Here is a 25812-nt window from a genome sequence, read left to right as displayed (position 1 = left end):
GCCGAACAACCCCCTCACCACCTCGACCCAGTTGTGTCCGGTGCTGTTGTCTTCGACAACAGCACCGGCGGCCGCCGCCCGGGCGCGCCCCAGACGTAAGGAGGCACACGATGACGGCAGCCAGTGTCGACGCACGTCGCCGCCGGTTCCCTGCCACACCAACACACGGCACCCGGTGGCGCTCGTGCGCCGCGCATGGGGCCGCCCCGGGGCAGGGGGACGGACCGGGGTTATCCACCGACGGGGTGACGCTCACTTGATTTCGCTCAGCAGGGCGCCGCGCCTCTTCCAGGTGGCCGTGGCCGCGGACCCCTCGTGCGCCGGCGGAGTAAGGCGCATGGTCGCCGCCCACCTCAGACTGTGGCGGCTCCCCCACCTCATCGACGATGTCGTGCCGGCGACGGACGAGTTGTTCGCCAACGCGGTGCGGCACGCGGGCACCGGCCCCTCCGGCACCGTCGCCGTGTCGCTGGAGTACTCCGGCGACGAGGTACGCGTCACCCTCGCCGACTCGTCGCCCGTACCGCCCCGGCCGCGCACGCCGGACACGGGCGCCGAGACGGGTCGCGGACTGGCGATCGTCGAGACACTGGCCGACGACTGGGGTACCGACCCGCCCGCGCCCGGCGACATCGGCAAGAAGGTGTGGTTCTCGATCGCCGTCCGGGGGACGACATGAGGGGCGCACCGTCCATGGGACACGAACAGAGGGCCTCCGTACGGGAGCACGCACTCGCCGCCGAACTGGTCCACAGGATCGAGGAGGAGCACCGGCTGGCCCGCGAGGCGCGTTCGGTACCGGCCGCGGTCGGCCGTCATCGCATCACCCGGTGCCGCAAGGACAACGCGGAAGCACTTGAGGCGATGGTCGCCGACCACGGCTGGCCCACCTCCGAGATGGTCGGCGAACCCGCGTCGACGGCCGCGCTGATGATCCTGCTGCACGCCTCGGACCTGGGCTTCCAGCTCACCTGCCGCGACCTGATCGCGGAGGCCGTCGCGGACGGCACCTGCCCGGCCGTGCACCACGCCTACATCGCCGACCACTGCGCCGTCGAGCTGGACCAGCCGCAGTTCTACGGCACGCGCATCAACCCCCACACGCTCCACCCGTACCCCATCCGCCGCCCGGGGACCGTCGACGAGCGCCGCCACGATGTGGGACTCGGTCCGCTGGGCGACCATCTGCGGGCGCTGCGGGGCGGTCTGGGGGCTACGGGGGAGCTTTGACGAAGCACGCGCGGGCGAGCGGGCGAGTTGTTCCCGTCAGTGCTCGCCCCGGCCCAGGAGTGAACGCGCGACACGGAAGCCGGTGTCGTCGATCCGTAGCGTCGGGTGGCTGCGGCGGCGTACGGAGGCGCGGCAGCTCCAGTGCTCGTCGAACCAGCCGCCGCCCCGGAGCACCCGGTAGGAGCCGTAGACCTCCGCGTCGTAGACGTCCCAGCACCACTCCCAGACATTGCCCAGCATGTCGTACAGGCCCCACGGGTTGGGACGTCTGCCGCCGACGTCGTGGATGCGCTCGTGCGAGTTGCCCCGGTGCCAGGCGATCTCGTCGAGGGCGCCGTAGCGCGGGCCGGTGGTACCGGCCCGGCAGGCGTGCTCCCACTCCGCCTCGGTCGGCAGTCGGTACCCGTCGGCGCCGCTGTCCCACTCGACGCGCTCCTCTTCGAGGAGGCGGTACGCGGGTGTCAAACCCTCGCTCAGGGAGAGGGAGTTGCAGTAGCGGACCGCGTCCCACCACGACACGGTCTCGACGGGCAGCCGGTCGCCTTCCGCGGTGCTCGGCCGCTCACCGGTGACCTGTGCGTACCGCGCCTGGGTGACCGGGAACGCGCAGAGTTCGTAGGGTGCCACGTCGACCGTCCAACTCCGCTGTGTCCGGCGGTCCGACAGTGTCACTCGTCCCCGCGAGACAGCGATCATCCCGTTGTCCGTACGCGTGTTCATCGATGTGATCCTACGGGGCGTGGCCCGGCAGCGGGCGGGCTCAGTGGCCGCTGATCGCCCGCGGTGTGTAGGGCCGTTCGAGGTCCTCGATCTCCTTGTCGGTGAGGTCGATATCGAGGGCGGCGACCGCGTCCTCAAGGTGCTGCGGCCTGGTGGCACCCACGATGGGGGCGGTGCTCCGGCGCAGCAGCCAGGCGAGGGCGATCCGCGCACGTGGGACGCCGCGTTCGGTGGCGGTGCGGCCAACGGCCTCGACGATGTCGCGGTCGCCCTCCTGGTAGAGGGTGCTGCCGAACTGATCCGTGCGGCTGCGTTGCGTGGTGGTGTCCCACTCTCGGGCGAGGCGGCCCCGGGCGAGCGGGCTCCACGGCAGGACGCCGACGCCCTGGTCCTCGCACAGCGGCAGCATCTCGCGCTCCTCTTCCCGGTAGAGGAGGTTGTAGTGGTTCTGCATGGACACGAACTGCGTCCAGCCGTTCAGCCGCGCGGTGTACTGGGCCTTGGAGAACTGCCAGGCGTACATCGAACTCGCCCCGATGTAGCGGACCTTGCCCGCCTTGACCACGTCGTGCAGGGCCTCCATGGTCTCCTCGACGGGAGTGTCGGGGTCGAAGCGGTGGATCTGGTACAGGTCCACGTAGTCGGTGCCCAGGCGGCGCAGGCTCCCGTCGATCTCCGTCATGATCGCCTTGCGGGACAGACCGTGGGCGTTGGGGCCCTCGTGCATGGGGCCGTACACCTTGGTCGCGAGGACGATCTCCTCGCGCCGTGCGTACTCGGCGAGCGCCCGGCCGACGATTTCCTCGCTGGTGCCGTCGGAGTACACGTTGGCGGTGTCGAAGAAGTTGATCCCGGCCTCCAGCGCCTGGCGGATCAGCGGGCGTGACGCCTCCTCGTCCAGCGTCCATTCATGAGGACCGCGATCGGGCAGCCCGAAACTCATGCAGCCCACACAGATCCGTGACACGTCCAGACCCGTCGAACCGAGCTTCACGTACCGCATCGTCGCCACTCCTGTCATCGGGGGTGATCCTGAGGAGCAGCGTACGAAGCGTGCGGGAAAGCACGCTGGAGGCGGCCGGGCCGGGCGGGTCGACGGCTCTCAGACCCGGTACCGGCGCAGGGCCGGTGTCGTCGTGGCCAGGAGGAGCATCGCCGCGACGACCAGGAGTCCGCCGCCCGCCACGGCCACGCGCGGGCCGAAGGCCGAACCGGCGGTGCCGTGCAGGACGTCGGCGAGGCGTGGGCCGCCCGCGACGACGACCGTGAAGACGCCCTGCATACGGCCGCGCATCTCGTCGGTGGCGGCCGAGAGGAGGATGGCGCCGCGGAAGACCATGGACACCATGTCGGCGGCTCCTGCGACGGCGAGGAACGCCACCGCCAGCCACAGGCTCGTGCTCAGCCCGAACCCCGTGATCGCCACGCCCCAGGCCACAACGGCCGCGATGACCATGAGTCCGTGCCGACGCGCGCGGGAGAACGTGCCCGAGAACAGCCCGCCGAGCACGGCACCGATGGGAATCGCCGCGAACAGCAGCCCGAGCGCGAGGCCCTCCCCATAGGGGGCGTACGTCTCGGCGGCGAGTTGAGGGAAGAGGGCGCGGGGCATGCCGAGGACCATCGCGATGATGTCGGCGAGGAAGGACAACAGCAGCACTTTGTGCAGCGAGATGTAGCGGAAGCCCGCGGCGACCTCGCGCCAGCCGGCCCGCCGCTGCCCGGAACCGGCGGTGGTCAGGGGCGGCAGCGCGGGGAGCCGTGCGACCGCCCAGACGGTGACGCACAGCGCCAGCGCGTCGATCAGGTACAGCTCCGCCAGTCCCACGACCGGGATCAGGGCGCCGGCGAGGAGCGGGCCCACCACGAGGCCGGTCTGCATCACGGTGGAGCCCAGCGCATTGGCCGCGGCGAGTTCGTCGCCGGGCACCAGGCGGGCGATGGAGGCGTTGCGGGCCGGTGCGTTCAGGCCGAAGAACGCCTGCTGGAGGGCGAGCAGGACCATCAGCACCGGGACCGAGTCGAGTCCGGTGACGGCCTGGAGCCAGAAGAGGACGGAGGTGACTGCTATGCCCGCGTTGGTGATCAGCATGAGCGTGCGGCGGTCCATGCTGTCGGCGACCGCGCCGCCCCACAGCGCGAAGACCATCAGCGGCAGGAGCCCGGCGAGGCTCGCGTAGCCGACCCATGCGGAGGAACCCGTGATGTCGTAGATCTGCTTGGGTACCGCGACGGCGGTCAGCTGACTGCCGACCGCCGTGACGATGGTCGAGGACCACAGACGGCGGTAGGCGGGGCGGCGCAGCGGACGGGTGTCCATCGCCCAGCGGCGCCACCCGCGGGCGCGGGACCCGGCCGGCTCCCCTGTCCCGTCTGTGCCGCCGTCCGGTCCCGTATCGCTGCTCGTACTGTTCTCGCTCGTGTCCACCGGCGTCCTGGTTGCTCGCTACATCTTTCGGTACGGGCATCACTATCGCCCACCCGGCGGCGGGCTCGGCAGGCGGGTGGCGGACCAGGCCACGGCCGGCGGACGGTCGCGCGCTCAGTCACCGGTGGCCGCTCACGCCCTGGCGATCAGAGTCGCGCCCAAGGCGAGCATGGTCGCGGCGACGAGACCGTCCAGTACCCGCCATGCCGACGGCCGGGACAGGAAACGGCTGAGGAGGCGGGCGCCGAAGCCGAGGGCGGCGAACCAGCACAGGCTCGCGGCGGCGGCGCCGAGACCGAAGGTCCAGCGCAGGGGGCCGCGTTCGGCGGCGACGGAACCGAGCAGGAACACGGTGTCGAGGTAGACGTGCGGGTTGAGCCAGGTCAGCGCCAGGCAGGTGAGGACCGCCCGGCGGCGTGAACCGGTCGCCCCGGGCTCCGGACGCAGCGCCCCGGGTCGCAGGACGCGTCGCGCGGCCAGGACGCCGTAGACCAGGAGGAAGGCGCCTCCGAGCAGTGCCACCGCCGTCAGGGCCGCCGGCCAGGCCACGACCAGGGCGCCGACTCCGGCGACCCCGAGGGCGATCAGCACCGCGTCGGAGAGCGCGCAGATCGCCACGACAGGCAGCACCGCGTCCCGGTGGATGCCCTGGCGGAGGACGAACGCGTTCTGGGCGCCGATCGCGACGATGAGGGAGAGGCCGGTGCCGAACCCGGCGGCCAGCGTGATGAGAGCGGTGTTCACCCGCCCGACGCTAAGGGCCGGGCACACAACAGTACAGCTAAAGATTCTTACGTAACATTAGCGATCGTGATGTCAGACCTTCCGATCGACCTGGTGCGCACCCTGCTCGCGGTGGTGGACGAGGGGACGTTCGACGCGGCGGCAGGCGCTCTGCACGTGACGCCCTCGGCGGTCAGCCAGCGGGTCAAGGCGCTCGAACAGCGCACCGGCCGGGTGCTGCTGGTCCGCACGAAGCCGGTACGGCCCACCGAGTCGGGCGCGGTGATCGTGCGGTTCGCCCGCCAGCTGGCCCGTCTCGAACAGGACGCCCACACCGCCCTCGGCATGACCGGCTCCGCGGAGACCACACGTGTGTCGATCGCGGTGAACGCCGACTCGCTGGCGACCTGGTTCCTGCCCGCCCTGACACGGGTGCCCGAGGAGCTGCGGGCCTGCTACGAGCTGCGGCGCGAGGACGAGGACCACACGGCCCAGCTCCTGCGCGAGGGGCTGGTGATGGCCGCGGTCACCTCGTCACCGGACGCGGTGGCCGGCTGCTCGGTGCGCGCGCTGGGCCGGATGCGGTACCTCCCTGTCGCCGCCCCCGCCTTCGCGCAGCGGTGGCTCGGCGCGGGGTCCGACGTGCCCTTGCGCGAGGTGATCGCCGACGCGCCGGTCGTGGCCTTCGACCGGCGGGACGACTTCCAGGACGCGTTCGTCCGAAGGCTGAGGCGAGGTCACCGCGCAAGCGCGCAACAGCATTTCGTGCCGACCTCGGAGGGCTTCGTCGATGCCGTCGCCGCGGGGATGGGCTGGGGCATGCTGCCCGCCGCACAGGCGGAGCCGCTGCTCGACGCCGGCCGGCTGGTCCTTCTGGCACCGGACCGGAGTACGGAAGTCCCCCTGTTCTGGCAGCAGTGGAAACTCGACTCCCCCGCGCTCACCGCCGTCGCGGAGGCCGTCGCGGCCGCCGCGGCCGACGCGCTCGGCACGTGATGCCGGCGCCCCGCCGCAGGGGCCGAGACGGGGCACGGGATCAGGCTCCGCCGGCCCCGGGGCTGAACGGGCCCTCCAGCGCCGCCCATTGGAGCAGCATGATGGTCTTCGCGTCGGCGATCTCGCCGGTGCGGATCATCTCCAGTGCCCGGCGGAAGGGCAGTTCGACGATCTCGATGTCCTCGCCCTCCTCGTCCAGTCCCCCGCCCTCGTGCGTACGGGTCGACGGGCCGTACGAGGCGGCGTAGAAGCTCACCCGCTCGGTAACGGAACCCGGGCTCATGTACACGTCGAAGACGTGCCGGACCTCGCCGATGGTGTGGCCCGTCTCCTCGACGACCTCGCGCCGCACCGCGACCTCGGGGTGCTCGTCCTCCTCGTCGAGCAGCCCGCCCGGCGTCTCGATCAGCATGCCGTCCGGGTGGCCGTTGACGTACACGGGGTAGCGGAACTGCCGGGTGAGCAGCACGGTCTGCCGGTCCGCGTCGTACAGCAGCATGGTGGCGCCGTTGCCCCGGTCGTGGGTCTCGCGCTCCTGGGTGCTCCAGGTGCCGTCGGCGTGCTGGAATTCGAAGGTGGTGGTGCGCTCCACGTACCAGTGGCAGGACAGCAGCTTCACGTCCCGCACCTTGATCCGCGGGTTGCCCGTCAGTTCCCGCCCGACGCGGTCGAGTCCGGTACGGCCGCGGCGGTCCGGGGTGTCGATGCCCGCGGTCATCGCGTGCGGGCCGGGTGCGAGCAGGGAACCCCGGGAACCGTGCGCGAGCAGGGACAACACGGGGAACAGGCACAGCTGAACTTGGTCATGATCGCTTCTACCATTCCGGTCCGGCCGGTGTCAGGCGTTCCCCCCACGGGTGGGTTCGGCGCGTGTCGCCCGCGGTGCGGCGCCGTCTGCGGCCGCCGGCACGCCCCGCGTCCTCCTTCAGGATGCGGGGGCGTCACGCTGGTGCCGGGCCAGGGTGTGTGCGATGTCGCGCGTCGCCGGGTACAGGCGGCGGTAGAGCTCGTACAACTCGTCGTACCGGGACCGGAGTCGGGCATCGGGTGTGACGCGTTCGCGTACGGGGTTCCAGGCGTCCATGTGCGCCGCTCCGAGCGCGCCCGCGGCCAGGAACGCGGCGCCGTAGCTGGCCCCGAGGGTGACGCTCCTGATCTCCTGGCCCAGGCCGGTCACGTCGGAGACGACACGCGTCCACAGTCCGCCGCGGGTGCCGCCGCCGACGGCCACCACGCGGTCGATGCGGGCACCGGCGGCGCGCATCGCCTCGACGTTGTGCCGCACGCCGAACGCCGTCGCCTCCAGAGCGGCGCGATAGAGGTCGCCGCGGGTGTGCTCCACCGTCAGCCCGGCGATCAGGCCCCGTGCGTCGGGGTCGGCGACCGGGGTCCGCTCCCCGGCGAAGTACGGGAGCATCAGCAGGCCCCGGGCACCCGGCCCCGACCGCTCGGCCTCCGCGAGGAGGGTGGTGGTGTCGGGCGCGCCGAACAGCTCCCGCAGCCAGTCGGTGACCATGCCGGAGGTGGCCATGCCGCCCGCGAGGCTGCGTGTTCCGGGCAACGCGCCGACCGTGCTCCACAGTTGGGGCACGAGTACACGCTCGGCGGCCGTGTTGATCAGGAACATGGTGCTGCCATACATGAGCATCAGGTCACCGGTGTGCTGGGCATCTACGCTCAGCGCCTCCGACCAGGCGTCGATCGTGCCGGTGATCACAGGAATGCCTGTCGGAAGCCCGGTGGCGGCGGCCGCTTCGGCGGTGATGTGACCGGCGATGTCTCCGGGCCAGCGCAGGGGCGGGAGTTCGAGGTGCGGAGCGATGTGCCGGGCCCACGGTGCGTACCAGTCCTGGGCGAGGGAGTCGTAGAGCGGCACGGCCTGGCTGGCGGAGTGGTGGTCGAGGACGTAGGCGCCGGTCAGCCGGTGGACGAGGTAGGAGCTCGGCATGTACAGCCGCCGGGCGCGGGCGGTCACCTCGGGCTCGTGCTCCGTCAGCCATGCGATCTTCGGGCCGACGGCCTGGGTGGAGAGCACCGACCCACAGCGCTCCAGCACCTCGTCCCGGCCCAGCTCGCCCTCCAGACGCGCGATCTGCTCGGTCGCCCGGGTGTCGACGCCGTAGAGGATCGCCGGACGCAGCGGGACGCCCGCCTCGTCGGTCAGCGCGACACAGGGGCCCATGCCGCTGACGCCCACGGCCCTGACCGGCGCTCCCGACTCGCTCAGCTCGCGGGCGAGGGAGACGAATTCGTCCCACCACACGCGGGCGTCCATCTCCACGTGGCCGGGGCGCGGCCGGCTGACCGCGTGCGGCCGTACGGCGGTGGCCAGCAGCGTCCCGTCGTCACCGACGAGCACTCCTTTGCTGCTGGACGTCCCGATGTCGACTCCGAGCACGGTCATGCGGTCACGGCTCCCCTCACTGCGTGGATACGAGCAGTCAGCAATCCTCTCGCCCCGACGGTGGGTTGACACAAAGAAGTACGGCGAGCTTGGCGGAGGCGGTGGCTCCGGGACAGCATGCCTGCATGAAGGGTGATCTCTTTTCCAGCGAGCACATGGTGCAACCGGCGTACGCGCCGGGCATGAGCGTGCAGAACGCGAAGACCATCAAGTACGCCGTCGACGGGGAGATGCTGGCGCGGCAGGGGGCGATGATCGCCTACCGGGGGAATCTGCAGTTCGAACGCAGGGGCCAGGGCGTGGGCGGCATGCTCAAGCGCGCGGTCACCGGCGAGGGGCTGGCGCTGATGGCGGTGCGCGGGCAGGGCGAGGCGTGGTTCGCGCATGAGGCGCAGAACTGCTTCATCGTCGACATCGAGGCGGGGGACGCGCTCACCGTCAACGGGCGCAACGTGCTGTGTTTCGACCCCACGCTGGCGTACGAGATCAAGACGGTGAAGGGTGCGGGCATCACCGGCGGCGGTCTGTTCAACAGCGTGTTCACCGGACAGGGGAAGCTCGGGTTGATGTGCGAGGGCAATCCGCTGGTCATCCCGGTGTCGCACCAGCAGCCCGTGTTCGTGGACACCGACGCCGTGGTGGGCTGGTCGGCACAGCTGCACACGTCGCTGCACCGGTCGCAGTCCTTCGGGTCGATGATCCGCGGCGGCTCCGGGGAGGCCGTCCAGCTGAAGCTGGAGGGTGAGGGTTTCGTGGTCGTACGGCCGAGCGAGGCCACCCCGCACAAGCCTCAGTAGCACAGCGGCGGGTGCCCCGCCGTGGCTGCCGACGGGGCACCCGTCCCTCAGGACACCCACTCGATCGAACATTCATCCGAATGCGAGGTACGCTGGCGTGTATGGCCACGCACCTCCAGGGCTCGCTCTTCGACCAGTCCGACACGGTCCAGCTCGCACCGCTGGAGGAGACACGCCGGGTCGTGCTCGGCGCGGGAGCCTGGATCGACCTGCTGCCCGGCTGGCTCAGCGGGGCAGACGCCCTCTTCGCGCACCTCGCCGAGGAGGTGCCCTGGCGGGCCGAGCGGCGGCAGATGTACGAGCAGGTCGTCGACGTACCCCGGCTGCTGGCGTACTACGCGGCCGAGGATCCGCTGCCGCACTCGGTGCTCGACGAGGCCCGCGACGCGCTCACCGCGCGCTACGCCGACGAGCTGGGCGAACCGTTCGTCACGGCCGGCCTCTGCTACTACCGCGACGGCCGGGACAGTGTGGCCTGGCACGGCGACCGGATCGGCCGGGGCGCCCGCCAGGACACGATGGTGGCCATCCTGTCGGTGGGCACGGCACGCGACCTGGCCCTGCGGCCACGCCAGGGCGGCCACACCCTGCGGTTCCCCCTGGGCCACGGCGATCTGATCGTGATGGGCGGCTCCTGCCAGCGCACATGGGACCACGCGGTGCCCAAGACAAACCGCGCGGCGGGGCCGCGCATCAGCATCCAGTTCCGGCCGCAGGGCGTGAACTGATGTGTCGCCGCCCTGCACGCGCTACTTCCGCGCGGCCAGTGCCCGGGCGTGCGCCGTGCGGGCCAGGCGCGGGCCCAGCCAGCGCTTGAGGCGGCGCAGCACCTCCAGCTGCCCCGCGGCGCGGTCGAGTCGGTAGTACAGCTGCGGCGGTACGTACGGCAGCAGCGGGGAGTGGCGCTGCCCAAGGAGGGCGAACATCTGCCGCGGCGGCAGGTGCATGTAGCGCGGGAGGTTCTCGTACCACTGGGCGCTCAGGCGGGCCGCGCTCTGCTGCCGGAGGAGTCCGGCCTTGCGCTGCTGTTCGTACCGGGCGAGCGCGGGTCGGAGTTCCGCGCGGCCGCGCAGGGCTCCGGCCAGGGAGATGGCGTCCTCCAGGGCGAGGGTGGTGCCCGCGCCGATGGAGTAGTGCGTGGTGTGGGCGGCGTCGCCGATAAGGACGAGGTTGCCGCGGGACCATGTGCGGTTGGTCAGGGTGCGGAAGTTCAGCCACTGCGCGGCACCGTCGGCCTGGGCCCGGCCGATCAGCGCGTGGCCGTCGAGGATGCCCGCGAAGAGCTTCTCCAGGAGGGCCAGCCCCTCGGCCTCGTTCGCGCGGTCGAGGCCGAGGCCGGTCCAGGTCTCCGGGGAGCACTCCACGACGCAGGTGCTCTGCTCCCCGCTGAACCCGTAGGCGTAGCACCAGATCCAGCCGTGGCCCGTCTCCTGGAAGGAGAACGTGAACGTGTCGAAGACCTGGGTGGTGCCGAGCCAGATGTACCGGTTGCGGCCGAGCCGGACGTCGGTGCCGAAGTGGTCGGCGTGCCGTTCACGCAGGGTGCTGTTGACCCCGTCGCCCGCCACGACCAGGTCGGCGTCCGGGATGCGGTCCGCGGTGACCTCGTGCTCGAACTCCAGCCGCACCCCGAGGGATTCGGCGCGCCCGGCGAGCAGATCGAGCATGCGGCGCCGGCCGATACCGAAGCCCTCGTCGCCGTGGTGGACCGTACGGCTGCCACGGACGTGGGCGACTCCGTCGCTCCAGCGGACCGAGTTCGCGGCCACGGCCGCCGCGGACTCGGGATCGTGCTCCCGGAGCTTGCCGAGCAGCCCGGCCCAGTAGGTCACACCCCAGCCGTATGTCGAGCCGGGCGGGTTGCGTTCGCGGACGGTGATGTCGCAGGAGGGGTCCTGGCGTTTCATCAGGATCGAGAAGTACAGACTTGCGGGGCCGCCGCCGACGCATGCGATCTTCACGCGCACTCCTACGGTATGACGCAGAGTCATATTTTGAACGCGCAGCGTAACAGTGCGGGTGTGGCTCTGGCGGCGGTTGCGGCGCGTGCGTCACCGATGTGTCGGCCGTACGGAGGCGGCAGCGGCCGAGGGGATGTCCCCCGTTACGCGCCCGCCGCCGCTGTCGTACGGCACTCCGGGTGGCCCCACCCCTGGTCGTTCTTCGCGATGGGCTCGCCCGCCGCGTACGAGCGGCCGCACACGCAGCGGCCGGAGAACTTCGCCTTGATCGTGCGGGAACCCGTACGCGACGAGGCGCCCCGGCGGGCGGCGGTCTTCTTCGGCTTCGCCGAAGCAGCGGCGCCGGCCGGTGCGGGGGGTGGCTCCGGGGAGCCCAGCTCGCTTCCGGCGGACTCCTGGACGGTGGCCGCCTGGCTCGCGGCGCGGTCGGCGAAGTCGTTGAGGCGGTCGCCGTCGATCTGGTGGGCGGGAACGTAGCGGAAGTCGACCGAGCGCCCTTCGAGCAGCTCGTCGATGCGCACGACGAGCTCCTGATTGGCGACGGGCTTGCCGGCGGCCGTCCGCCAGCCGTTGCGCTTCCAGCCGGGCAGCCACGTCGTGACCGCCTTCATCGCGTACTGCGAGTCCATGCGGACCTCAAGCGCTACGTCCGGGTCGGTGGCCGTGAGCAGCCGCTCCAGGGCCGTGAGTTCGGCGACGTTGTTGGTGGCCCTGCCCAGCGGGCCGGCCTCCCAGCGGGTGGGGGTCTCCTCGGCATCGGCGACGACCCAGGCCCATCCGGCCGGTCCGGGGTTCCCCTTCGACGCCCCGTCACAGGCGGCCACTACACGTTCCAGCATGAGTCCGATCATGCCACGAACCGGGACGCGGCCCGCCCGCGGGCCCGGTGTCCGCCGCCGGTGCCACCGGAGGGTTCAGGTCACGTCGCTCGTTCCCGGCATCCGGCCCTCGGTGGTGCTGGGGTCGATGACGGAGAACGACGCGCCCTGCGGGTCGCTGAGGGCCGCGAAACGGCCGAACGGCGTGGTCACCGGGCCGAAACGGAGAACGCCGCCGCGCTCGGTCGCGCTCGTGACCGTCGCGTCGCAGTCCCGGACGGCGAAGTAGATGTTGATGTACGGCGGTACCTCGGGCGGGAAGTCCTCCGTCATCTTCATACGGCCCATGACCGTGTTCCCGCCGACGTCGAAGATACGGAAGTCGGCTTCTGGGTCCTCCAGCTGCTTCGCGCTGTAGCCGAAGACAGCCGGGAAGAAGGCGTCGGACTTCTCGGGCTCGCGGGTGAAGATCTCGCACCAGGCGTACGCGCCGGGCACGCCCGTCACCTCGAATCCCTTGTGGACACCCGCCTGCCAGGCGCCGAAGACGACGCCGCTCGGGTCACGGGCCAGCAGCATCGAGCCGAAGTCACCGACCTGCATCGGCTCCATCAGTACCTCGCCGCCGTTCTCGCGGACCTTGGCCGCGGTGGCCTTGACGTCCGCGGAGGCCAGGTACACGCACCAGGCGGACTGCCCCTCCGCGCCAGGCATCGGCGGGACGACGGCGGCGACCGACTTGCCGTCGACGTACGCCTGCGTGTAATTGCCGTATTCCGACGACGCCTCGCCGAACGTCCAGCCGAGTACGTCGCCGTAGAAGCGCTTGGCCCCCTCGACGTCGCTGAACATCGCGTCGGCCCAGCAGGGCGTTCCCTCTTGAGTCAGTGCCATGGCTGTGGCTCTCTTCGGTTCGACGGATGGTGTGCCTCGTCTCACGCTAGTCAGGGTCGGACCGGGCCGCGCGCCGAACGGGACTGGGCGCGGCAGACTGGTGGAGGGGCTCCGGTCGTCGTCGACGGGAGGACGGGATGATGCACGCGTGGGAGGTGGCCCGGCCCGGGCTGATCGAGGGCGGGCCGTTGCGGTTCGTCCAGAGGCCGGTGCCGGTGCCGCGGTCCGACGAACTGCTCGTGCACGTCCGCGCGTGCGGGGTGTGCCGCACGGACCTGCACGTCAGCGAGGGCGACCTGCCTGTGCACCGACCGGGGGTTACACCGGGGCACGAGGTGGTGGGCGTGGTGGCGGCCATCGGCGATGACGTCCGCGACTACGCACTGGGCGACCGCGTGGGTGTGGCCTGGCTGCGGCGCACCGACGGCACGTGCGCGTACTGCCTGCGCGGTTCCGAGAACCTGTGCCCGGCCTCCACGTACACGGGCTGGGACGCCGACGGTGGTTACGCGGAGTACACGACTGTTCCGGCCGCGTTCGTGTACCGCCTGCCCGGGGACGTCGACGACGTGACGCTGGCGCCGCTGCTCTGCGCGGGCATCATCGGCTACCGGGCGCTGCGGCGGGCCGCGCTGCCGTCGGGCGGACGGCTCGGGCTGTACGGGTTTGGCGGGAGTGCGCACCTGTGTGCGCAGCTGGCGCTGGCGCAGGGGGCGACCGTGCACGTGATGACGCGGGGTGCGGCCGCCCGACGGCTCGCTCTGGAGCTGGGGTGCGCGTCCGCGGTCGACGCGTACGACATGCCGCCCGAGCCGCTGGACAGCGCGATCCTGTTCGCCCCGGTGGGCGACCTGGTGCCGGTGGCGCTGCGCGCGCTGGACAGGGGCGGAGTGCTGTCAGTCGCCGGGATCCACCTCAGCGACACGCCTCCGCTGCGCTACGAGAGCGAGCTGTTCTACGAGAAGGATCTGCGCAGCGTCACGTCCAACACCCGTGAGGACGGACGGGAGTTCCTGGCGCTGGCGGCGCGGTACGGCGTACGGGCGACGACGCACACCTACCCGCTGTCCGAGGCGCAGCGGGCGCTGCGGGATCTCAAGGAGGGCCACTTCGACGGGGCGGCCGTGCTGGTCAACGACCTTCCGACGCGGCTCTGACCAACGGCCTCAGCGCCGTCTCGGCGCCGTCTCGGCACTCGCTCACGGGAGGGGCTGCTCCGCCCAGATGATCTTGCCGTTTGGGGTGTAGCGGGTGCCCCAGCGGCCGGTGAGCTGGGCTGTCAGGAACAGGCCGCGGCCGCCCTCGTCCTCGGTGCGTGCGCGGCGGAGGCGAGGGGAGGTGCTGCTGCCGTCGGAGACCTCGCAGATGAGGGTGCGGTCGCGGAGGAGACGGAGCTGGACGGGGCCGGTGGCGTGGCGGATGGCGTTGGTGACCAGTTCGCTGGCGACGAGTTCGGTCGTGTAGGAGAGGTCGTCGAGGTTCCAGGCGGACAGTTGGCCGGTGACCGCCACGCGTGCGCGGGGGACCATCGCCGGGTCGCTGGGGAAGTCCCACTGGGCGACGCGGTCCGGGCCCAGGGCGTGGGTGCGGGCGACGAGCAGGGCCACGTCGTCGCTCGGGCGGGCCGGGAGCAGGGCGTCGAGGACCGCCTCGCAGGTGTCCTCGGGTGCCCGGTCGGAGCGGGCCAGGACGGTGCGGAGTTTGTCCAGGCCGGAGTCGATGTCCCGGTGCCGGTCCTCGATCAGCCCGTCGGTGTAGAGGACGAGCTGGCTGCCCTCGGCCAGTTCCATGTCGACGGTTTCGAAGGGCAGTCCGCCGAGGCCGAGGGGCGGGCCGGACGGCAGGTCGACGAAGTCCACCGTTCCGTCAGGGCCGACGATCGCGGGAAGCGGGTGTCCGGCGCGGGTGAGGGTGCAGTGCCGGGACACCGGGTCGTAGACCGCGTACAGGCAGGTGGCGCCGACGATGCCGGAGTCGGGATGGGTGCCCTCCACCGCCCAGCCCTCGCCCCGGTCGAGCCGTCCGACCAGGTCGTCGAGGTGGGTGAGGAGGTCGTCGGGCGGCAGGTCCAGGGAGCAGAAGTTGTGCACGGCCGTGCGCAGGCGGCCCATGGTGGCGGCGGCGTGCAGGCCGTGGCCGACGACGTCGCCCACCACCAGCGCCACCCGTGCGCCGGACAGCGGGATGACGTCGAACCAGTCGCCGCCCACCCCTGCCTGTGCGGGCAGATACCGGTAGGCGACCTCGACGGCGCTCTGTTCGGGCCGCCCACGGGGCAGCATGCTGCGTTGCAGGGCTAGCGCGGTGTTGTGCTCGCGGGTGTAGCGGCGGGCGTTGTCGATGCTGATCGCGGCCCGGCCGACGAGTTCCTGGGCCAGGGACAGGTCGTCGTCCTCGAAGGGGGCGGGCTCCTCGGAGCGGTAGAAGCTCACCAGGCCGAGGGTCGTGCCGCGCGCCCGCAGCGGCACCGTGATCAGGGAGTGGATGCCGGCCGCCAGCACCCGTTGGAGCCGTGCCGGGTCCTGAGCGAGCCAGCCGCTGGCCTCGGACAGTACGGGTTCGAGCACCGACTGTCCGGTCTCCCAGCTGCGGGCCTGCGGCGTGGAGGCGACGTACCGGAACAGGTCGCCGACCTCGTACAGGTGAGAACCCTGGTGGATGGAGTCCAGCGCGACCCTGCGCAGCATGGCGCCGGGGCCGAGCGGCCCGGGCTCGTCGCCGTGCAGTACGGAGTCGGGCAGGTCGACGGCGGCGAAGTCGGCGAACCGGGGGACGGTCACCTCCGTCAGTTCCTCGGCGGTACGGGTCACGTCCAGGGTGGTGCCGATGCGGACGCTGGCGTCGTGCAGCAGTTCCAGGCGCCTGCGGGCCAGCACGGCCAGCCTGCCGACTCCGGGCTCCCCCAGGAGCAGCAGCCATTCCTGCGCGTCGGAGTCGCCGGCGTCGCCTTCCGGCAGGACCACGGTGGGGGCGAGCGCCGCCGGTGCCGTCGGCGGGGGCGGTGGGGCGACCGCGCGTATGGCGGCTGCGGGTGGTGGTGCGGATGGCGTGGTCCGCTCGGCCGCGGTCGGCGAGGTCCCGGGCAGCGGCTTTCCGGGCGGTGCCGATCCGGGCGGCAGGGTCGTGCTCCCCGCGGGCACCCCGCCGGGCACGGCCGGGGCGGTGAGCTCGATGTGGCGCAGGCGCGGGCCGCCCTGGACGCGGGCCTCGACGACGGCCCCCGTCTCACCCGCCGCGCCCATGATCGGGCGCCGCGACAGGGTCGCCACCCTGCCGCCGGAGAGGGTCACTTCGTCCAGCGTGCGCTGCGGTGAGGCGATGAGTTCCTCGGCCTTCTCGCGCAGTACCGCCAGGTCGAGCCTGCCGAGACCGTCGCCGTCGTGGCCGTTCGCCCACTCTCCGGGCAGGTGCTCGGGTTGCCGCGGCCGGTCACCGGCTCCGCCGTTTCTCCAGGAGGCCGTCCGGTACGCATCGAGCAGTGCCCGCTCACGTTCCGTCGCCTGTTCCAGCAGCCGGGCCTCGATGCCGTGGGCGGCCTCACGCACCAGCCGCACCATGGCGGGGTCGCCGTCGTCGCGCAGGCTGGTGAGGTCGAGGACCGCCTCGATCCGCCCGCTGAGCGGGTTCCGCACGGGTGCGCCGGCGCAGGCGAACTGCGACAGGCAGTCGGCGAAGTGCTCGCGGCCGACGACGTAGACGGGTCGACGCTCGGCCAGCGCGGTCCCGACGCCGTTGTTGCCGGCGGCGTCCTCGGACGCGCAGAAGCCGGGAGCGAAGTTCACCTCGTCGAGGCGGGCGCGCAACGCACGGTCACCGCCCTGCCGCCGCACCATGCGGGCCTGCCCGTCGCAGAGCACGACCGCCACGCTCACGTTCGCGAACGATTCGGTCAGTTGCCCCAGTACCGGGTCGGCCGCGCTGAGGAAGGGGGCCTCCACGTCGAGGTCCGGCGAGTAGGGAATCAGCAGTTGGTGCGGTTCGAGACCCGCGGAGCGGCATCGCTTCCAGGAGTCGAGTACCGAGTCCCGGACGTCCGAGTCGACCCGCGCCCCGGCCAGAAAACGCTCATGGGCATCGACGAGCCCGCCGATGTCGTCCCAGGCGACGGACAACGGGATCACTTCCCTCGCCCGGAGGCGGCCCCGTGGCGCACCGCCGCTCGGCTTGCCCGGCGGGGTAATCCTCCGCGCCATTTCACCCTAGTCCTCGTATGACACAAGCCACAAACATCGCACGGGGCCCACGGGGTCAGATCCTGCGCACGGTAATCCGAGGCCGGTCTGATAATTTCGGCGGCGCTCGCTCTCCTCTGCGGGCCCTCCCGTCCCCCGAGTCGTCAGGCGTCCCATGCCCGGTCCGCGGTTGCGTCGTACGGCGTCGCCGCGTGCCCATGACGGCTGGGAGCGTCTTTGGCTCCTGCTCCTCGTGGTGTCGGCGATCTTCGCGCTGTTCTGCCTGAGTGCGCCCACAGCGGATGCCGCCGGGCCCCGGGTGCCGTCGCCGGTGTCCGCGCCGGTGTCCACTCCTCTGACGGCTGCCCTCTCCTCGACCGTGGGCGAGCGCCTTGAGGTCGTGGCGCCCCGGCACGCGGAGCAGGAGCCCTGTGATGAGGGGTCGGGGCACCATCACTGCGACAGCCCTGATCACCATGGCGTGCTCGGCCATCCGCCGCTCATGGGCGACGACCGGGCCGCGTCGCCCGGGCAGCCCGCGACCGCTACGGGTCCCGGGGCGCTCGACCCGTCCCGCGAGCCGGGTGCCGCCCGCCCTCCGGATCTCCACGAACTGCAGTTGCTTCGGGTCTAGGCCGTACCGCGCGCACCGCCCAGTCATCCCACCCGAACACCGCTGCAGCACCGCCGTGCCCGGAGACGGCACGGCGGGGAGAAGGACATTCCCATGGGTAAATCGAACGCGAAGGCCAGAAGCGCGGAGCGCCGCGCCCGCGTCGAGGAGATGCGCAGAGCCGAGCAGGCCCGTGAGCGGCGTGCCCGTCTGCTCACCCTCGGCGCCGCTATCGTGATCCTCGTCGGGCTCGTCGGCGGTGGGTGGTTCCTGTTCGCCGCCGCCGAGGAGAAGGAGCAGGCGAAGGCCGCCCCGGTCGAGGGCGTGAAGAGCTGGTCGAAGCTGACCCAGAATCATGTCACCACCCAGGTCGACTACCCGATGAGCCCGCCCGTCGGCGGCGACCACAACCAGGTGTGGGTCAACTGCGACAAGCAGGTCTACACGAAGGCCGTGCCGAACGAGAACGCGGTGCACGGGCTGGAGCACGGCGCCGTCTGGATCACCTACAACGACGAGGCGTCCGAGGCGGACGTGTCCAAGCTGGCCGACACGGTCAACAGGACGTCGTACACGTTCATGAGCCCGTACGAGGACCAGTCGTCGCCCGTCGTGCTCAGCGCGTGGGGCAAGCAGTTGAAGGTGGACTCGGCGTCCGACGCGCGGGTCCAGAAGTTCCTGGACAAGTATGTGCAGGGTGAGCAGACGCCGGAGCCGGGTGCCGCGTGCACCGGTGGGATGACCCCCTGAGACGCGACGTCCCTGAGGCATCTCTGACGCGTCACTGAGGCGGGCGGGGCGCCCCCGAACTTGACCGGGCGCCCCGTGGCCGACGTGTCCCTTCCCCCTGGGGCCCTCCTGTGCTTGCCTGGGAGGCCGTTTCGGTGGCCGGGGCGGGAGTCGCTGCATGCGGAAGCCGTGGATCGTGGGGATGTTGCTCACCGGGGTGCTGCTGGGCGCCTGCGGGGATCCGACGTCCGGACCCGAGACGGCGCCCGCACCCGGCGACCCGGAGCCGACGACGCGTCAGCGGGCGGCGGCCACACCGGCCGCCCCGGATGCGCCGACCGCCCCGCGGAAGGCACCCGTCGTGCTCTACCTCGGCGACTCGCTCGCCGTGGAGAACCAGAAGGTGCTCGGACAGCAGCTCCGCGACGGCCTGGACGCCCGCTACACCGGCGCCCCCTACCCGGGCACCACGCTGTGCGACTACCTGGAGGGCACCGACGACAGGTCGCTGGTGCCGCCGCAGGACAAGGCCGCGGTCCTCGTACGCCGGCTCCGCCCGGATGTCGTGGTGTTGCAGTTCTGGGGCAACGCCTGGGGCTACACGCCCTGCATGGACGGCATCACGTACGACAAGGCCGAGGGCACGTACTTCTCCCGGTACGCCGACGACGCCGAGCGGCTGACACAGCAGATCGCGGACGCGGGCGGATCACGGCGGCCGAGGATCGTCTGGGTGCTGCAAGGACCGGACCCCATCACTCCCGACCGGGTGCGGCGCGTCAACTCCCTGTACCGGCAACAGGCCGAGGCCTCCGGCGACCTGGTCGCCGACGCGGGCCGGGCGGTGAGCCCCGCCTCGGCCCGCTACACCTGGGCGCAGTACCTGCCGTGCACCGCGTACGAGCGGGAGCACTCCGCGTACTGCACGCAGCCGGGTCAGGGCCGTACCGCCCTGCACCGCGACGACGACTATCTGCACTTCTGCCTGGCACCCACCACGTCCAGGCCGAAGCCGTGCCCGGTCCCCTCCCCCGGCATCGTGCGCATCGCCCGGGAGATCACGCGGACGGTCGGGAACCACGTCACATGAGCCGGAGTTCCGTCTCGATGAGCCGGTTGAGGTGCCGGCGGGCGTCCTCCGTGGTGAGCGGCGGCGCCTGGCGCAGGCGCTGGAGCGCCAGGCCGTCGGCGAGCGCGGCGAATCGGGCGGTGAATCCGTCGAGGTCGTCGCAGGTGAACTCGCCCTCGTCGACGCCCCGCCCGGCGAGCGACCGGATCTGGTCGTGCCAGGCCGCGTACCGCTCGGCCTGGCCGCGTGCGAAGCCCTGGTCCGGGTCCTGGTCCCCTGCGTTCCAGTAGTCGAACCACATGCGCCAGTGCCGGTCGGTGTCCTCGGTGAACAGCGCGTCGACCAGCAGCCGCAGTGCCTCGGCCGAGCCGGAGGCCTGCTGGGCGGCCTCGCTGAGCGCGGCGTAGTACGCCTCGATGTGCAGCACCATCGCCTCGGACAGGACCTCCTGGACGCTGTCGAAGTGATAGGTGACCGTGCCCACCGACACACCGGCCGCGGCGGCGACGTCCCGTACGCCCACCGAGGCGTAGCCGCGCTCGGCGATCAGCGGTACGGCCGCCTCGGCGATGAGGCGGCGGCGCACCTCGGTGGGCTGGCGGGTCCGGGCGGCGGCCGCGACGGCACGGCGCGGGGTCCGGGCGGCGGGACGCGACTCGGAGGCCGTCATCCGGATGTCCTCGGGGTGGTGCGGTGCCACTGGCGCTTGACCACTGTCTCTCCGTTCGACCGTGCTTCGATGCGGCTGTCCATGATGAAGTCCGTGCGCGTCGCCCGCAGTTCCGTCCGGGTAACGATCTCGGCGTCCCACGCGTCCCCGCCCTCGTCCCCACCCTCCTTCTCGCGGTGCAGCCGGATCGTCCACGTGGAGACGGCCGAGGCGGAGAGCGGGTCGTCGGAGCGGATCGTGTACGTCTCCAGCGCGCTCTCCTCGTAGCGCAGCCCGTCCGGGTAGGTGCGCGATCCCCCGTAGTTGGGGTCGACCTCCAGCCGCCACTCCCCCGTGGCCACGTCGTGTGTCACGAGCCGCTCGGGGCGCGGGTCGGTGGGCCGGTCGTACGTCACCGGCAGCGGCAGCGCCTGCTCGGGCTCCTCGAAGTGGATCGGCTGCTCGTCGACGCTCTCCCGTACGGGCAGGAGTACGGCGCTGTCGGCGGGGACCACGTTGAGCGTGCCGCGTTCGCCGTGCGGCCACACCCAGGGCCAGTACGTGTCGGACACGGCGACCCGGATGCGGTGGCCCGGCGGGAAGGCGTACCCGATGCCGCTCAGCTCGAACTCGACCGTCCCGTACGTGCCCGGCTGCCATTCCACGGCCCGGTCGCGGCCGTGCCGCGAGAGCAGGTTGAGGACGCCCCGGGTGACGAGGGTGGAGGAGCCGTCGGGTGCGACGTCGCAGAGACGGGCGACGATGTGAGCGCGCGGGGTGGTGCTGTCGAGGCGGAGCCTCAGGCGCGGGCGGCCGAGGATCTCCACCCGGTCGGTGAGGGGCTCCGTGTCGAAGCAGACCGACCGGCCGTCCTCCTCGCGCTGGTCGGGCGGCAGGTCGCTCGCGTTGCCGAAGGGGAAGAAGCGTCCGGCGTCGAGGCCGGTGTGCTGGGGGGACCGTACGAGAACGGGGGTGCGGTCCGGGCCCAGAGTGCGTTCGTCCCAGGTGACCGTCGGGGACGGCCAGTGGCGCTCGGCCACCCAGCGGCCGGGCAGGACGTCGTACGTCGTGGCGGGCGGAACCGGGTCGGTGACCCAGGCGCGCAGCAGGGGCTCGTCCATGATCCCGGTGTCCTGGTCCTTCAGGTGCTGGTCCCACCACCGGAGGGTCTCCTGGAGGAAGCCGATCGCGGGGCCGGGCGGCAGGCCGCGGTCCGGGTACTGGTGCGACCACGGGCCGATCAGGCCGCGTACGCGGTCGCCCGGCAGGTGTTCCACCAGCCGGAGCACGGTGTCGCGGTACGGGTCGTTCCAGCCGCCCACCGCGAGGACGGCCGCGTCGATGGCGCCGTAGTCCTCGCAGACGCTGCCGTGCCGCCAGTAGGCGTCGCGCTGCTGGTGGTCCAGCCAGGTGTGCAGGAACGGTTCGAGGGCGTCGAGGCGCTGCCGCCACATCGGCAGCCAGCGGTCGGCGCCGACGTTCGCCGGGTCCGGTGGCCGGGAGGCGAAGGCGAGCATGGTGCCCGCCCAGGCGAGCATGTCGATGCCGAGGACGGCGCCTCCGGTGTAGTGGACGTCGTTGTCGTAGCGGTCGTCGGTGGAGCAGACGGTGACGATCGCCTTCAGGGGTTCGGGGGCCAGGGCGGCGATCTGGAGGGAGTTGAAGCCGCCCCAGGAGATGCCGAACATGCCGACCTTGCCGGTGCACCAGGGCTGCGCGGCGAGCCAGTTGACGACGTCGACGCCGTCCGCGAGCTCCTGCGCGTCGTACTCGTCGCCGGGGGTTCCCTCGCTGTCGCCGTGGCCGCGGATGTCGACGCGTACGGAGGCGTAGCCGTGTCCGGCGTACCAGGGGTGGCGCTGGGCGTCGCGGGGCGCGGTCCAGTCGCTCTTGCGGTACGGCAGGTATTCGAGGAGTGCGGGCACGGGGTCGGCTTCGGCGTCGGCGGGCCGCCAGATGCGGGCGTGCAGCCGGGTCGCGCCGTCACGAGTGGGGATCCAGACGTCCTCGCGGACGACGGGCCGGTCGAACCGCTCGCGGTACTTCACGAGTTTCCTTCCAGGAGGGCGGGGCGCCAGCGGCGGACCCGGTGGCCGTTGCCGTGGTTGGTCCACAGGTCGTCGGGTTCGGCGGCGTCGGCCCAGCCGGTGACGTCGTCGCCAGGGGGCAGGGCGTCGGGGTCGGGTTCGAGGGCGGCCGCCATCAGCTGCCGGGTGTAGGGGTGTCCGGGCGAGGCGAACACCGCCTCCGTCGGGCCCTCCTCGACGACCACGCCGTGCCGCAGCACGGCCACGCGGTCCGCGATGCCGCGGACGACGGCCAGGTCGTGGCTGATGAACAGGCAGGCCAAATCGCGTTCGCGCCGCAGGTCGTCGAGGAGGCGGAGCACCTCCGCCTGCACCGAGACGTCGAGGGCGGTGGTGATCTCGTCGGCGATCAGCACGTCCGGTTCGCCCGCCAGTGCCCGGGCGATGCCGATGCGCTGGCGCTGGCCGCCGGAGAGCTGGGCGGGCAGCCGGTCGGCGAGGGCCGGGTCCAGGCGTACGTCGGAGATGAGCTTCCGGGCCCGCCCGGCGGCCTCGGCCGGACTCGTGACCGTACCGAAGAGCTGCAGAGGGCGGCGGACCGCGTCGCCCACGGAGCGGCGCGGGTTCAGGGAGGTGTCGGCGTTCTGGAAGACGAGCTGGACCCTGCGCCGCAGCGACAGGGGCCGCCGTTCGGCGGGGCGTGCCAGGTCGCCCGACTCGTGGGTCAGGGTGCCGCCGGAGGGGGTGCGCAGGCCCGCGAGCGTCCAGGCGAGCGTGGACTTGCCGCTGCCCGACTCGCCGACGAGCGCGAGGACCTCGCCTCTGCGGACGTCGAAGGAGACACCGTGCACGGCGCGCGAGGAGCCGTAGTCGATGGTCACATCGCGGGCGGACACGGCCACCGGGGCGTTGGCCGGCACCTGTGCCCTGGGGCGGACCTCCCGCTCCCCCGCCTCGCCGACGAGCGCGAGCCCGGCGTCATCGAGGCGGGGGACGCTCGCCAGCAGCTTTCTGGTGTACGGGTCCTGGGGCGTCGCGAAGAGCGTGCGCGTGGGCGCCGACTCCACGATCCGGCCGGAGCGCAGCACGGTGACCTCGTCGGCCAGGTGCGCGACGACGCCGAGGTCGTGGCTCACCAGGACGGCGGCGAGGCCGAGTTCGTCGCGCAGGCCGGCGATCAGGTCGAGGACGCCACGCTGGGTGACGACATCGAGGCCGGTCGTCGGCTCGTCGAGGACGAGGACGTCGGGGCGGGCCGCGATGGCCATGGCGATGGCGACGCGCTGCTGCTGGCCGCCGGAGAGCTCGTGCGGGTAGCGGCGGGCGAGCTCGGCGGGGCGCGGCAGCCGGACCTGTTCCAGCAGGTCCGTGACGGGGATGTCGCCGCCCGCCTCCGCGATCTGCCGTCCGATCCGCATGGACGGTGTGAGCGCGTGCCCGGCGTTCTGCGCGACCATGGCGACGGTCCCACCGCGCAGTCGCCTCAGCTCCCGTGCGGGCAGTGCGAAGACGTCGCTGCCCTTGATGTGCACCGAGCCGCCGGTGATCCGGGAGCCGTGCCGCAGGTGCCCCAGCAGGGTGGCCCCCACGGTCGACTTGCCGCTGCCGGACTCGCCGACGAGGGCGAGTGTCCGGCCCTTGGCGACCTCCAGGGTCACCTCGTGCACGACCGGCACGTCCCGGCCGCCCGAACGGTAGGCCACGGACAGGGAGTTCACGGAAACGATCGGCGTCATCAGGAGCCCTCCCTGATCCGGTCCACGCCCCAGGCCTTGGACAGGCCGTCGGCGGCGAGGTTGAGCCCGACCACGAGCGTGGCCAGGGCGATGATCGGCGCGAGGCTCGCCATCGGGACGACGGTGATGGCGGTGCGGTTCTCGGCGACCATCAGTCCCCAGTCGGGGGTCGGCGGGTCGGCGCCGAAGCCGAGGAAGGACAGCGAGGAGATCAGCAGCACGACCCAGGAGGCCCGCATCGCGAACTCCACGCACACCACGTCGGTGATGTTCGGCAGGATCTCCCTGCGCAGGATCGCCCAGGTGCCCTCGCCGCGCGCCCGCGCCGCCGTGACGTAGTCCTGCGGTACGACGGCCAGAGCGGCACCCCGTACGACCCGTACGACCTGGGGCACGTACACCACGGCGATCGCGAGGACGATGACCGAAGGGCCCGTACCCAGTGCGGTCACGACGACGAGCAGGGTCAGGATCGCCGGCACGGACAGCACCGCGTCCAGGATCCGGCCCAGCACGTCGTCGAACCGGCCTCCGCGCAGGGCGGCCGCGCATCCGATGACGGTGCCGAGCGCGACGGTCAGCAGGGTCGCGGTGACGGAGACACCGAGCGCGTACCGGCCGCCGTACAGCACGCGGGCGAGGACGTCACGGCCGTACTGGTCGGTGCCCGCCCAGTGCTGCCAGCTCGGCCCGAGGAGGGCCTCGTCGGCGCTGTTGGCTATGGGGTCGTACGTAGTGAGGAGCGGTGCGAGGAGCGCGATCAGCACATGGACGGCGACGACGGACAGTCCGATGACGGCGGCGCGCGAGGAGCGGAGGGTGCGCCAGACGCGCACGGCGCGCGCGGGAGCCGCGGCGGGGGCTGCCACCGGTGCGGTGTCGAGCGTGGTCATCGAGTCCTCCCGCGCGTACGGAGCTTGGGGTTGAGGGCCATGGCGCCGAGGTCGGCGGCGAGGTTGCAGGTGACGTAGACGACGGCGCTGACGAGCGCGACGGCCTGGATGACGGGCAGGTCCCGGTTCTGCACCGAGGAGAGCAGCAGCTTGCCGACGCCCGGGTAGTTGAAGACGTTCTCGACCACGGCGACGCCGCCCACGAGCCAGGCCACGTTGAGCGCGATGACGTGCAGGGTGGGCAGCAGGGCGCTCGGCAGGGCGTGCCGGGTGACGACCCGCCAGGTCGACAGGCCCTTGAGGCGGGCAGTGGTGACGTACTCGCTCGCCATCACGTCGATGACGGAGGTGCGGGCCATGCGGACGATGTAGGCGGCCATGACGATGGCGAGGGACAGTGCGGGCAGCCAGACGGCGGGCAGGAGCTGACCGACGCTCGCCTCCGGGCCGTACAGGACGACCGCGGGGAACCAGGGCAGCGCGACCGAGAAGCAGAGCACCAGCACGGTGGCCACGACGAACTCGGGGACACTCATGCCGACGAGACTGGCCGTGGAGATCAGATGGTCCGGCCAGCGGTCGCGGTACACGCCGGCGAGGACGCCGAGGACGATCGAGCCGGTGACGGCGAACAGGACGGTGACGAGGGCGATCAGCGCGGAGTTGCCGAGGTAGGAGGCCACCTCGCCGCCGACCGCCTTGCCGGAGACGAGCGAGGTGCCGAAGTCCCCGTGGAGGGCACCGCCCACCCAGTCGACGTACCGCTCCCAGGCGGGCCGGTCGAGACCGAGTTGCCCGCGCAGGGCGGCGACGGCGTCCGGGGTGGCGTCCTTGCCGAGGACCTGGGTGGCGACGTCACCGGGCAGGGCCTGGACGGCGAGGAAGACCAGGACGGAGGCGAGGAGGAGGGTGCCCAGCGCGGCGGCGATCCGTCGGGCGACGAAGGACAGCAT

Annotated in this window: 24 protein-coding genes; 9 read left to right on the top strand and 15 right to left on the bottom strand. The window is 72.0% G+C overall.

Annotated elements, in window-relative coordinates:
• Positions 1–292 precede the first annotated feature (292 nt).
• Positions 293–679 carry an ATP-binding protein gene (locus E0500_RS40830; RefSeq protein WP_309505337.1) on the top strand — a complete coding sequence of 129 codons (387 nt, stop codon included), beginning with the start codon at positions 293–295 and terminating at the stop codon, positions 677–679.
• 14 nt (positions 680–693) lie between these two features.
• Positions 694–1230, top strand: a complete 537-nt coding sequence (locus E0500_RS40825; RefSeq protein WP_131561113.1) for a DUF6624 domain-containing protein — start codon at positions 694–696, stop codon at positions 1228–1230.
• 36 nt (positions 1231–1266) lie between these two features.
• Here E0500_RS40825 and E0500_RS40820 read toward each other — a convergent pair whose 3' ends face one another.
• The 4 genes from E0500_RS40820 to E0500_RS40805 all read right to left on the bottom strand — a co-directional run bounded on the left by E0500_RS40820 (position 1267) and on the right by E0500_RS40805 (position 5122).
• Positions 1267–1950: an SUMF1/EgtB/PvdO family nonheme iron enzyme gene (locus tag E0500_RS40820; RefSeq protein WP_131561111.1), complete on the bottom strand. Its 684-nt coding sequence runs from the start codon at positions 1948–1950 to the stop codon at positions 1267–1269.
• Between the two features lie 40 nt (positions 1951–1990).
• Complete coding sequence (locus tag E0500_RS40815) at positions 1991–2953, bottom strand: aldo/keto reductase (RefSeq protein WP_131561129.1); 963 nt, start codon at positions 2951–2953, stop codon at positions 1991–1993.
• 99 nt (positions 2954–3052) lie between these two features.
• Positions 3053–4378 (bottom strand): MFS transporter, encoded by a 1326-nt coding sequence (locus tag E0500_RS40810; RefSeq protein ID WP_131561109.1) that lies wholly within the window; start codon positions 4376–4378, stop codon positions 3053–3055.
• A gap of 132 nt (positions 4379–4510) precedes the next feature.
• Positions 4511–5122: a LysE/ArgO family amino acid transporter gene (locus tag E0500_RS40805; RefSeq protein ID WP_131561107.1), complete on the bottom strand. Its 612-nt coding sequence runs from the start codon at positions 5120–5122 to the stop codon at positions 4511–4513.
• Positions 5123–5188: 66 nt separating this feature from the next.
• Between E0500_RS40805 and E0500_RS40800 the strand changes: the two genes are divergently transcribed.
• Entirely contained in the window at positions 5189–6097 is a 909-nt protein-coding gene (locus E0500_RS40800; protein WP_131561105.1) for a LysR family transcriptional regulator ArgP, read from the top strand.
• A gap of 40 nt (positions 6098–6137) precedes the next feature.
• Here E0500_RS40800 and E0500_RS40795 read toward each other — a convergent pair whose 3' ends face one another.
• On the bottom strand, positions 6138–6815 hold the full coding sequence (locus tag E0500_RS40795; protein WP_131561127.1) for an NUDIX domain-containing protein: 678 nt from the start codon (positions 6813–6815) through the stop codon (positions 6138–6140).
• 207 nt (positions 6816–7022) lie between these two features.
• Complete coding sequence (locus E0500_RS40790; RefSeq protein ID WP_131561103.1) at positions 7023–8501, bottom strand: FGGY-family carbohydrate kinase; 1479 nt, start codon at positions 8499–8501, stop codon at positions 7023–7025.
• Positions 8502–8626: 125 nt separating this feature from the next.
• Between E0500_RS40790 and E0500_RS40785 the strand changes: the two genes are divergently transcribed.
• Both E0500_RS40785 and E0500_RS40780 read left to right on the top strand, forming a co-directional pair.
• Positions 8627–9298, top strand: coding sequence for an AIM24 family protein (locus E0500_RS40785; protein ID WP_131561102.1), 672 nt, complete (start codon positions 8627–8629; stop codon positions 9296–9298).
• A 101-nt stretch (positions 9299–9399) separates the two neighbouring features.
• The gene (locus E0500_RS40780; RefSeq protein WP_131561100.1) at positions 9400–10026 is read left to right on the top strand and encodes an alpha-ketoglutarate-dependent dioxygenase AlkB; all 627 of its coding nucleotides are present in this window, start codon (positions 9400–9402) and stop codon (positions 10024–10026) included.
• 21 nt (positions 10027–10047) lie between these two features.
• Here E0500_RS40780 and E0500_RS40775 read toward each other — a convergent pair whose 3' ends face one another.
• The 3 genes from E0500_RS40775 to E0500_RS40765 all read right to left on the bottom strand — a co-directional run bounded on the left by E0500_RS40775 (position 10048) and on the right by E0500_RS40765 (position 12971).
• Positions 10048–11259, bottom strand: coding sequence for an FAD-dependent monooxygenase (locus E0500_RS40775; protein ID WP_181587390.1), 1212 nt, complete (start codon positions 11257–11259; stop codon positions 10048–10050).
• Between the two features lie 143 nt (positions 11260–11402).
• The gene (locus tag E0500_RS40770; RefSeq protein WP_131561096.1) at positions 11403–12110 is read right to left on the bottom strand and encodes a ribonuclease H; all 708 of its coding nucleotides are present in this window, start codon (positions 12108–12110) and stop codon (positions 11403–11405) included.
• Between the two features lie 63 nt (positions 12111–12173).
• A complete protein-coding gene (locus E0500_RS40765; protein ID WP_131561094.1) occupies positions 12174–12971 on the bottom strand; it encodes a VOC family protein in 798 nt (265 codons plus the stop codon).
• Positions 12972–13111: 140 nt separating this feature from the next.
• Here E0500_RS40765 and E0500_RS40760 point away from each other — a divergent pair, with 140 nt between their 5' ends.
• The gene (locus tag E0500_RS40760) at positions 13112–14128 is read left to right on the top strand and encodes a zinc-binding alcohol dehydrogenase family protein (RefSeq protein ID WP_131561126.1); all 1017 of its coding nucleotides are present in this window, start codon (positions 13112–13114) and stop codon (positions 14126–14128) included.
• Between the two features lie 42 nt (positions 14129–14170).
• Here E0500_RS40760 and E0500_RS40755 read toward each other — a convergent pair whose 3' ends face one another.
• Positions 14171–17164, bottom strand: coding sequence for a SpoIIE family protein phosphatase (locus E0500_RS40755; RefSeq protein ID WP_131561092.1), 2994 nt, complete (start codon positions 17162–17164; stop codon positions 14171–14173).
• A 154-nt stretch (positions 17165–17318) separates the two neighbouring features.
• Here E0500_RS40755 and E0500_RS40750 point away from each other — a divergent pair, with 154 nt between their 5' ends.
• The 3 genes from E0500_RS40750 (at position 17319) to E0500_RS40740 (ending at position 19575) form a co-directional block, all read left to right on the top strand.
• The gene (locus E0500_RS40750; protein WP_258573787.1) at positions 17319–17777 is read left to right on the top strand and encodes a hypothetical protein; all 459 of its coding nucleotides are present in this window, start codon (positions 17319–17321) and stop codon (positions 17775–17777) included.
• Between the two features lie 93 nt (positions 17778–17870).
• Positions 17871–18506 carry a DUF3105 domain-containing protein gene (locus E0500_RS40745; protein WP_131561090.1) on the top strand — a complete coding sequence of 212 codons (636 nt, stop codon included), beginning with the start codon at positions 17871–17873 and terminating at the stop codon, positions 18504–18506.
• A gap of 157 nt (positions 18507–18663) precedes the next feature.
• Positions 18664–19575 carry an SGNH/GDSL hydrolase family protein gene (locus tag E0500_RS40740; RefSeq protein ID WP_131561089.1) on the top strand — a complete coding sequence of 304 codons (912 nt, stop codon included), beginning with the start codon at positions 18664–18666 and terminating at the stop codon, positions 19573–19575.
• Here E0500_RS40740 and E0500_RS40735 read toward each other — a convergent pair.
• From E0500_RS40735 to E0500_RS40715, 5 genes are read right to left on the bottom strand one after another with little or no spacing between them, the layout of a single operon-like run.
• Positions 19568–20224: a TetR/AcrR family transcriptional regulator gene (locus tag E0500_RS40735; RefSeq protein WP_165934913.1), complete on the bottom strand. Its 657-nt coding sequence runs from the start codon at positions 20222–20224 to the stop codon at positions 19568–19570. The genes E0500_RS40740 and E0500_RS40735 overlap by 8 nt on opposite strands.
• Positions 20221–22251, bottom strand: coding sequence for a CocE/NonD family hydrolase (locus tag E0500_RS40730; RefSeq protein WP_131561085.1), 2031 nt, complete (start codon positions 22249–22251; stop codon positions 20221–20223). Before E0500_RS40730 ends, E0500_RS40735 begins: the two co-directional genes overlap by 4 nt.
• Entirely contained in the window at positions 22248–23966 is a 1719-nt protein-coding gene (locus E0500_RS40725; RefSeq protein ID WP_131561083.1) for an ABC transporter ATP-binding protein, read from the bottom strand. Before E0500_RS40725 ends, E0500_RS40730 begins: the two co-directional genes overlap by 4 nt.
• Positions 23966–24859, bottom strand: coding sequence for an ABC transporter permease (locus tag E0500_RS40720; RefSeq protein WP_131561081.1), 894 nt, complete (start codon positions 24857–24859; stop codon positions 23966–23968). Before E0500_RS40720 ends, E0500_RS40725 begins: the two co-directional genes overlap by 1 nt.
• Positions 24856–25812, bottom strand: a complete 957-nt coding sequence (locus E0500_RS40715; RefSeq protein ID WP_131561079.1) for an ABC transporter permease — start codon at positions 25810–25812, stop codon at positions 24856–24858. The genes E0500_RS40720 and E0500_RS40715 overlap by 4 nt, the downstream gene beginning before the upstream one ends.

The sequence above is a fragment of the Streptomyces sp. KM273126 genome (assembly GCF_004337435.2).
GTDB lineage: Bacteria > Actinomycetota > Actinomycetes > Streptomycetales > Streptomycetaceae > Streptomyces > Streptomyces acidicola.
This window is presented reverse-complemented; position numbering and strand designations above follow the sequence as displayed.

What these genes read in the sequence shown, in the direction of transcription:
- E0500_RS40825 (WP_131561113.1), top strand. Translation starts at nt 694, where the DNA reads ATGGGACACGAACAGAGGGCCTCCGTACGGGAGCACGCACTCGCCGCC.
- E0500_RS40820 (WP_131561111.1), bottom strand. Translation starts at nt 1,950, where the DNA reads ATGAACACGCGTACGGACAACGGGATGATCGCTGTCTCGCGGGGACGA.
- E0500_RS40815 (WP_131561129.1), bottom strand. Translation starts at nt 2,953, where the DNA reads ATGCGGTACGTGAAGCTCGGTTCGACGGGTCTGGACGTGTCACGGATC.
- E0500_RS40795 (WP_131561127.1), bottom strand. Translation starts at nt 6,815, where the DNA reads ATGACCGCGGGCATCGACACCCCGGACCGCCGCGGCCGTACCGGACTC.
- E0500_RS40790 (WP_131561103.1), bottom strand. Translation starts at nt 8,501, where the DNA reads ATGACCGTGCTCGGAGTCGACATCGGGACGTCCAGCAGCAAAGGAGTG.
- E0500_RS40785 (WP_131561102.1), top strand. Translation starts at nt 8,627, where the DNA reads ATGAAGGGTGATCTCTTTTCCAGCGAGCACATGGTGCAACCGGCGTAC.
- E0500_RS40780 (WP_131561100.1), top strand. Translation starts at nt 9,400, where the DNA reads ATGGCCACGCACCTCCAGGGCTCGCTCTTCGACCAGTCCGACACGGTC.
- E0500_RS40770 (WP_131561096.1), bottom strand. Translation starts at nt 12,110, where the DNA reads ATGATCGGACTCATGCTGGAACGTGTAGTGGCCGCCTGTGACGGGGCG.
- E0500_RS40765 (WP_131561094.1), bottom strand. Translation starts at nt 12,971, where the DNA reads ATGGCACTGACTCAAGAGGGAACGCCCTGCTGGGCCGACGCGATGTTC.
- E0500_RS40760 (WP_131561126.1), top strand. Translation starts at nt 13,112, where the DNA reads ATGCACGCGTGGGAGGTGGCCCGGCCCGGGCTGATCGAGGGCGGGCCG.
- E0500_RS40755 (WP_131561092.1), bottom strand. Translation starts at nt 17,164, where the DNA reads ATGGCGCGGAGGATTACCCCGCCGGGCAAGCCGAGCGGCGGTGCGCCA.
- E0500_RS40750 (WP_258573787.1), top strand. Translation starts at nt 17,319, where the DNA reads ATGCCCGGTCCGCGGTTGCGTCGTACGGCGTCGCCGCGTGCCCATGAC.
- E0500_RS40745 (WP_131561090.1), top strand. Translation starts at nt 17,871, where the DNA reads ATGGGTAAATCGAACGCGAAGGCCAGAAGCGCGGAGCGCCGCGCCCGC.
- E0500_RS40740 (WP_131561089.1), top strand. Translation starts at nt 18,664, where the DNA reads ATGCGGAAGCCGTGGATCGTGGGGATGTTGCTCACCGGGGTGCTGCTG.
- E0500_RS40735 (WP_165934913.1), bottom strand. Translation starts at nt 20,224, where the DNA reads ATGACGGCCTCCGAGTCGCGTCCCGCCGCCCGGACCCCGCGCCGTGCC.
- E0500_RS40725 (WP_131561083.1), bottom strand. Translation starts at nt 23,966, where the DNA reads ATGACGCCGATCGTTTCCGTGAACTCCCTGTCCGTGGCCTACCGTTCG.
- E0500_RS40720 (WP_131561081.1), bottom strand. Translation starts at nt 24,859, where the DNA reads ATGACCACGCTCGACACCGCACCGGTGGCAGCCCCCGCCGCGGCTCCC.
- E0500_RS40715 (WP_131561079.1), bottom strand. Translation starts at nt 25,812, where the DNA reads ATGCTGTCCTTCGTCGCCCGACGGATCGCCGCCGCGCTGGGCACCCTC.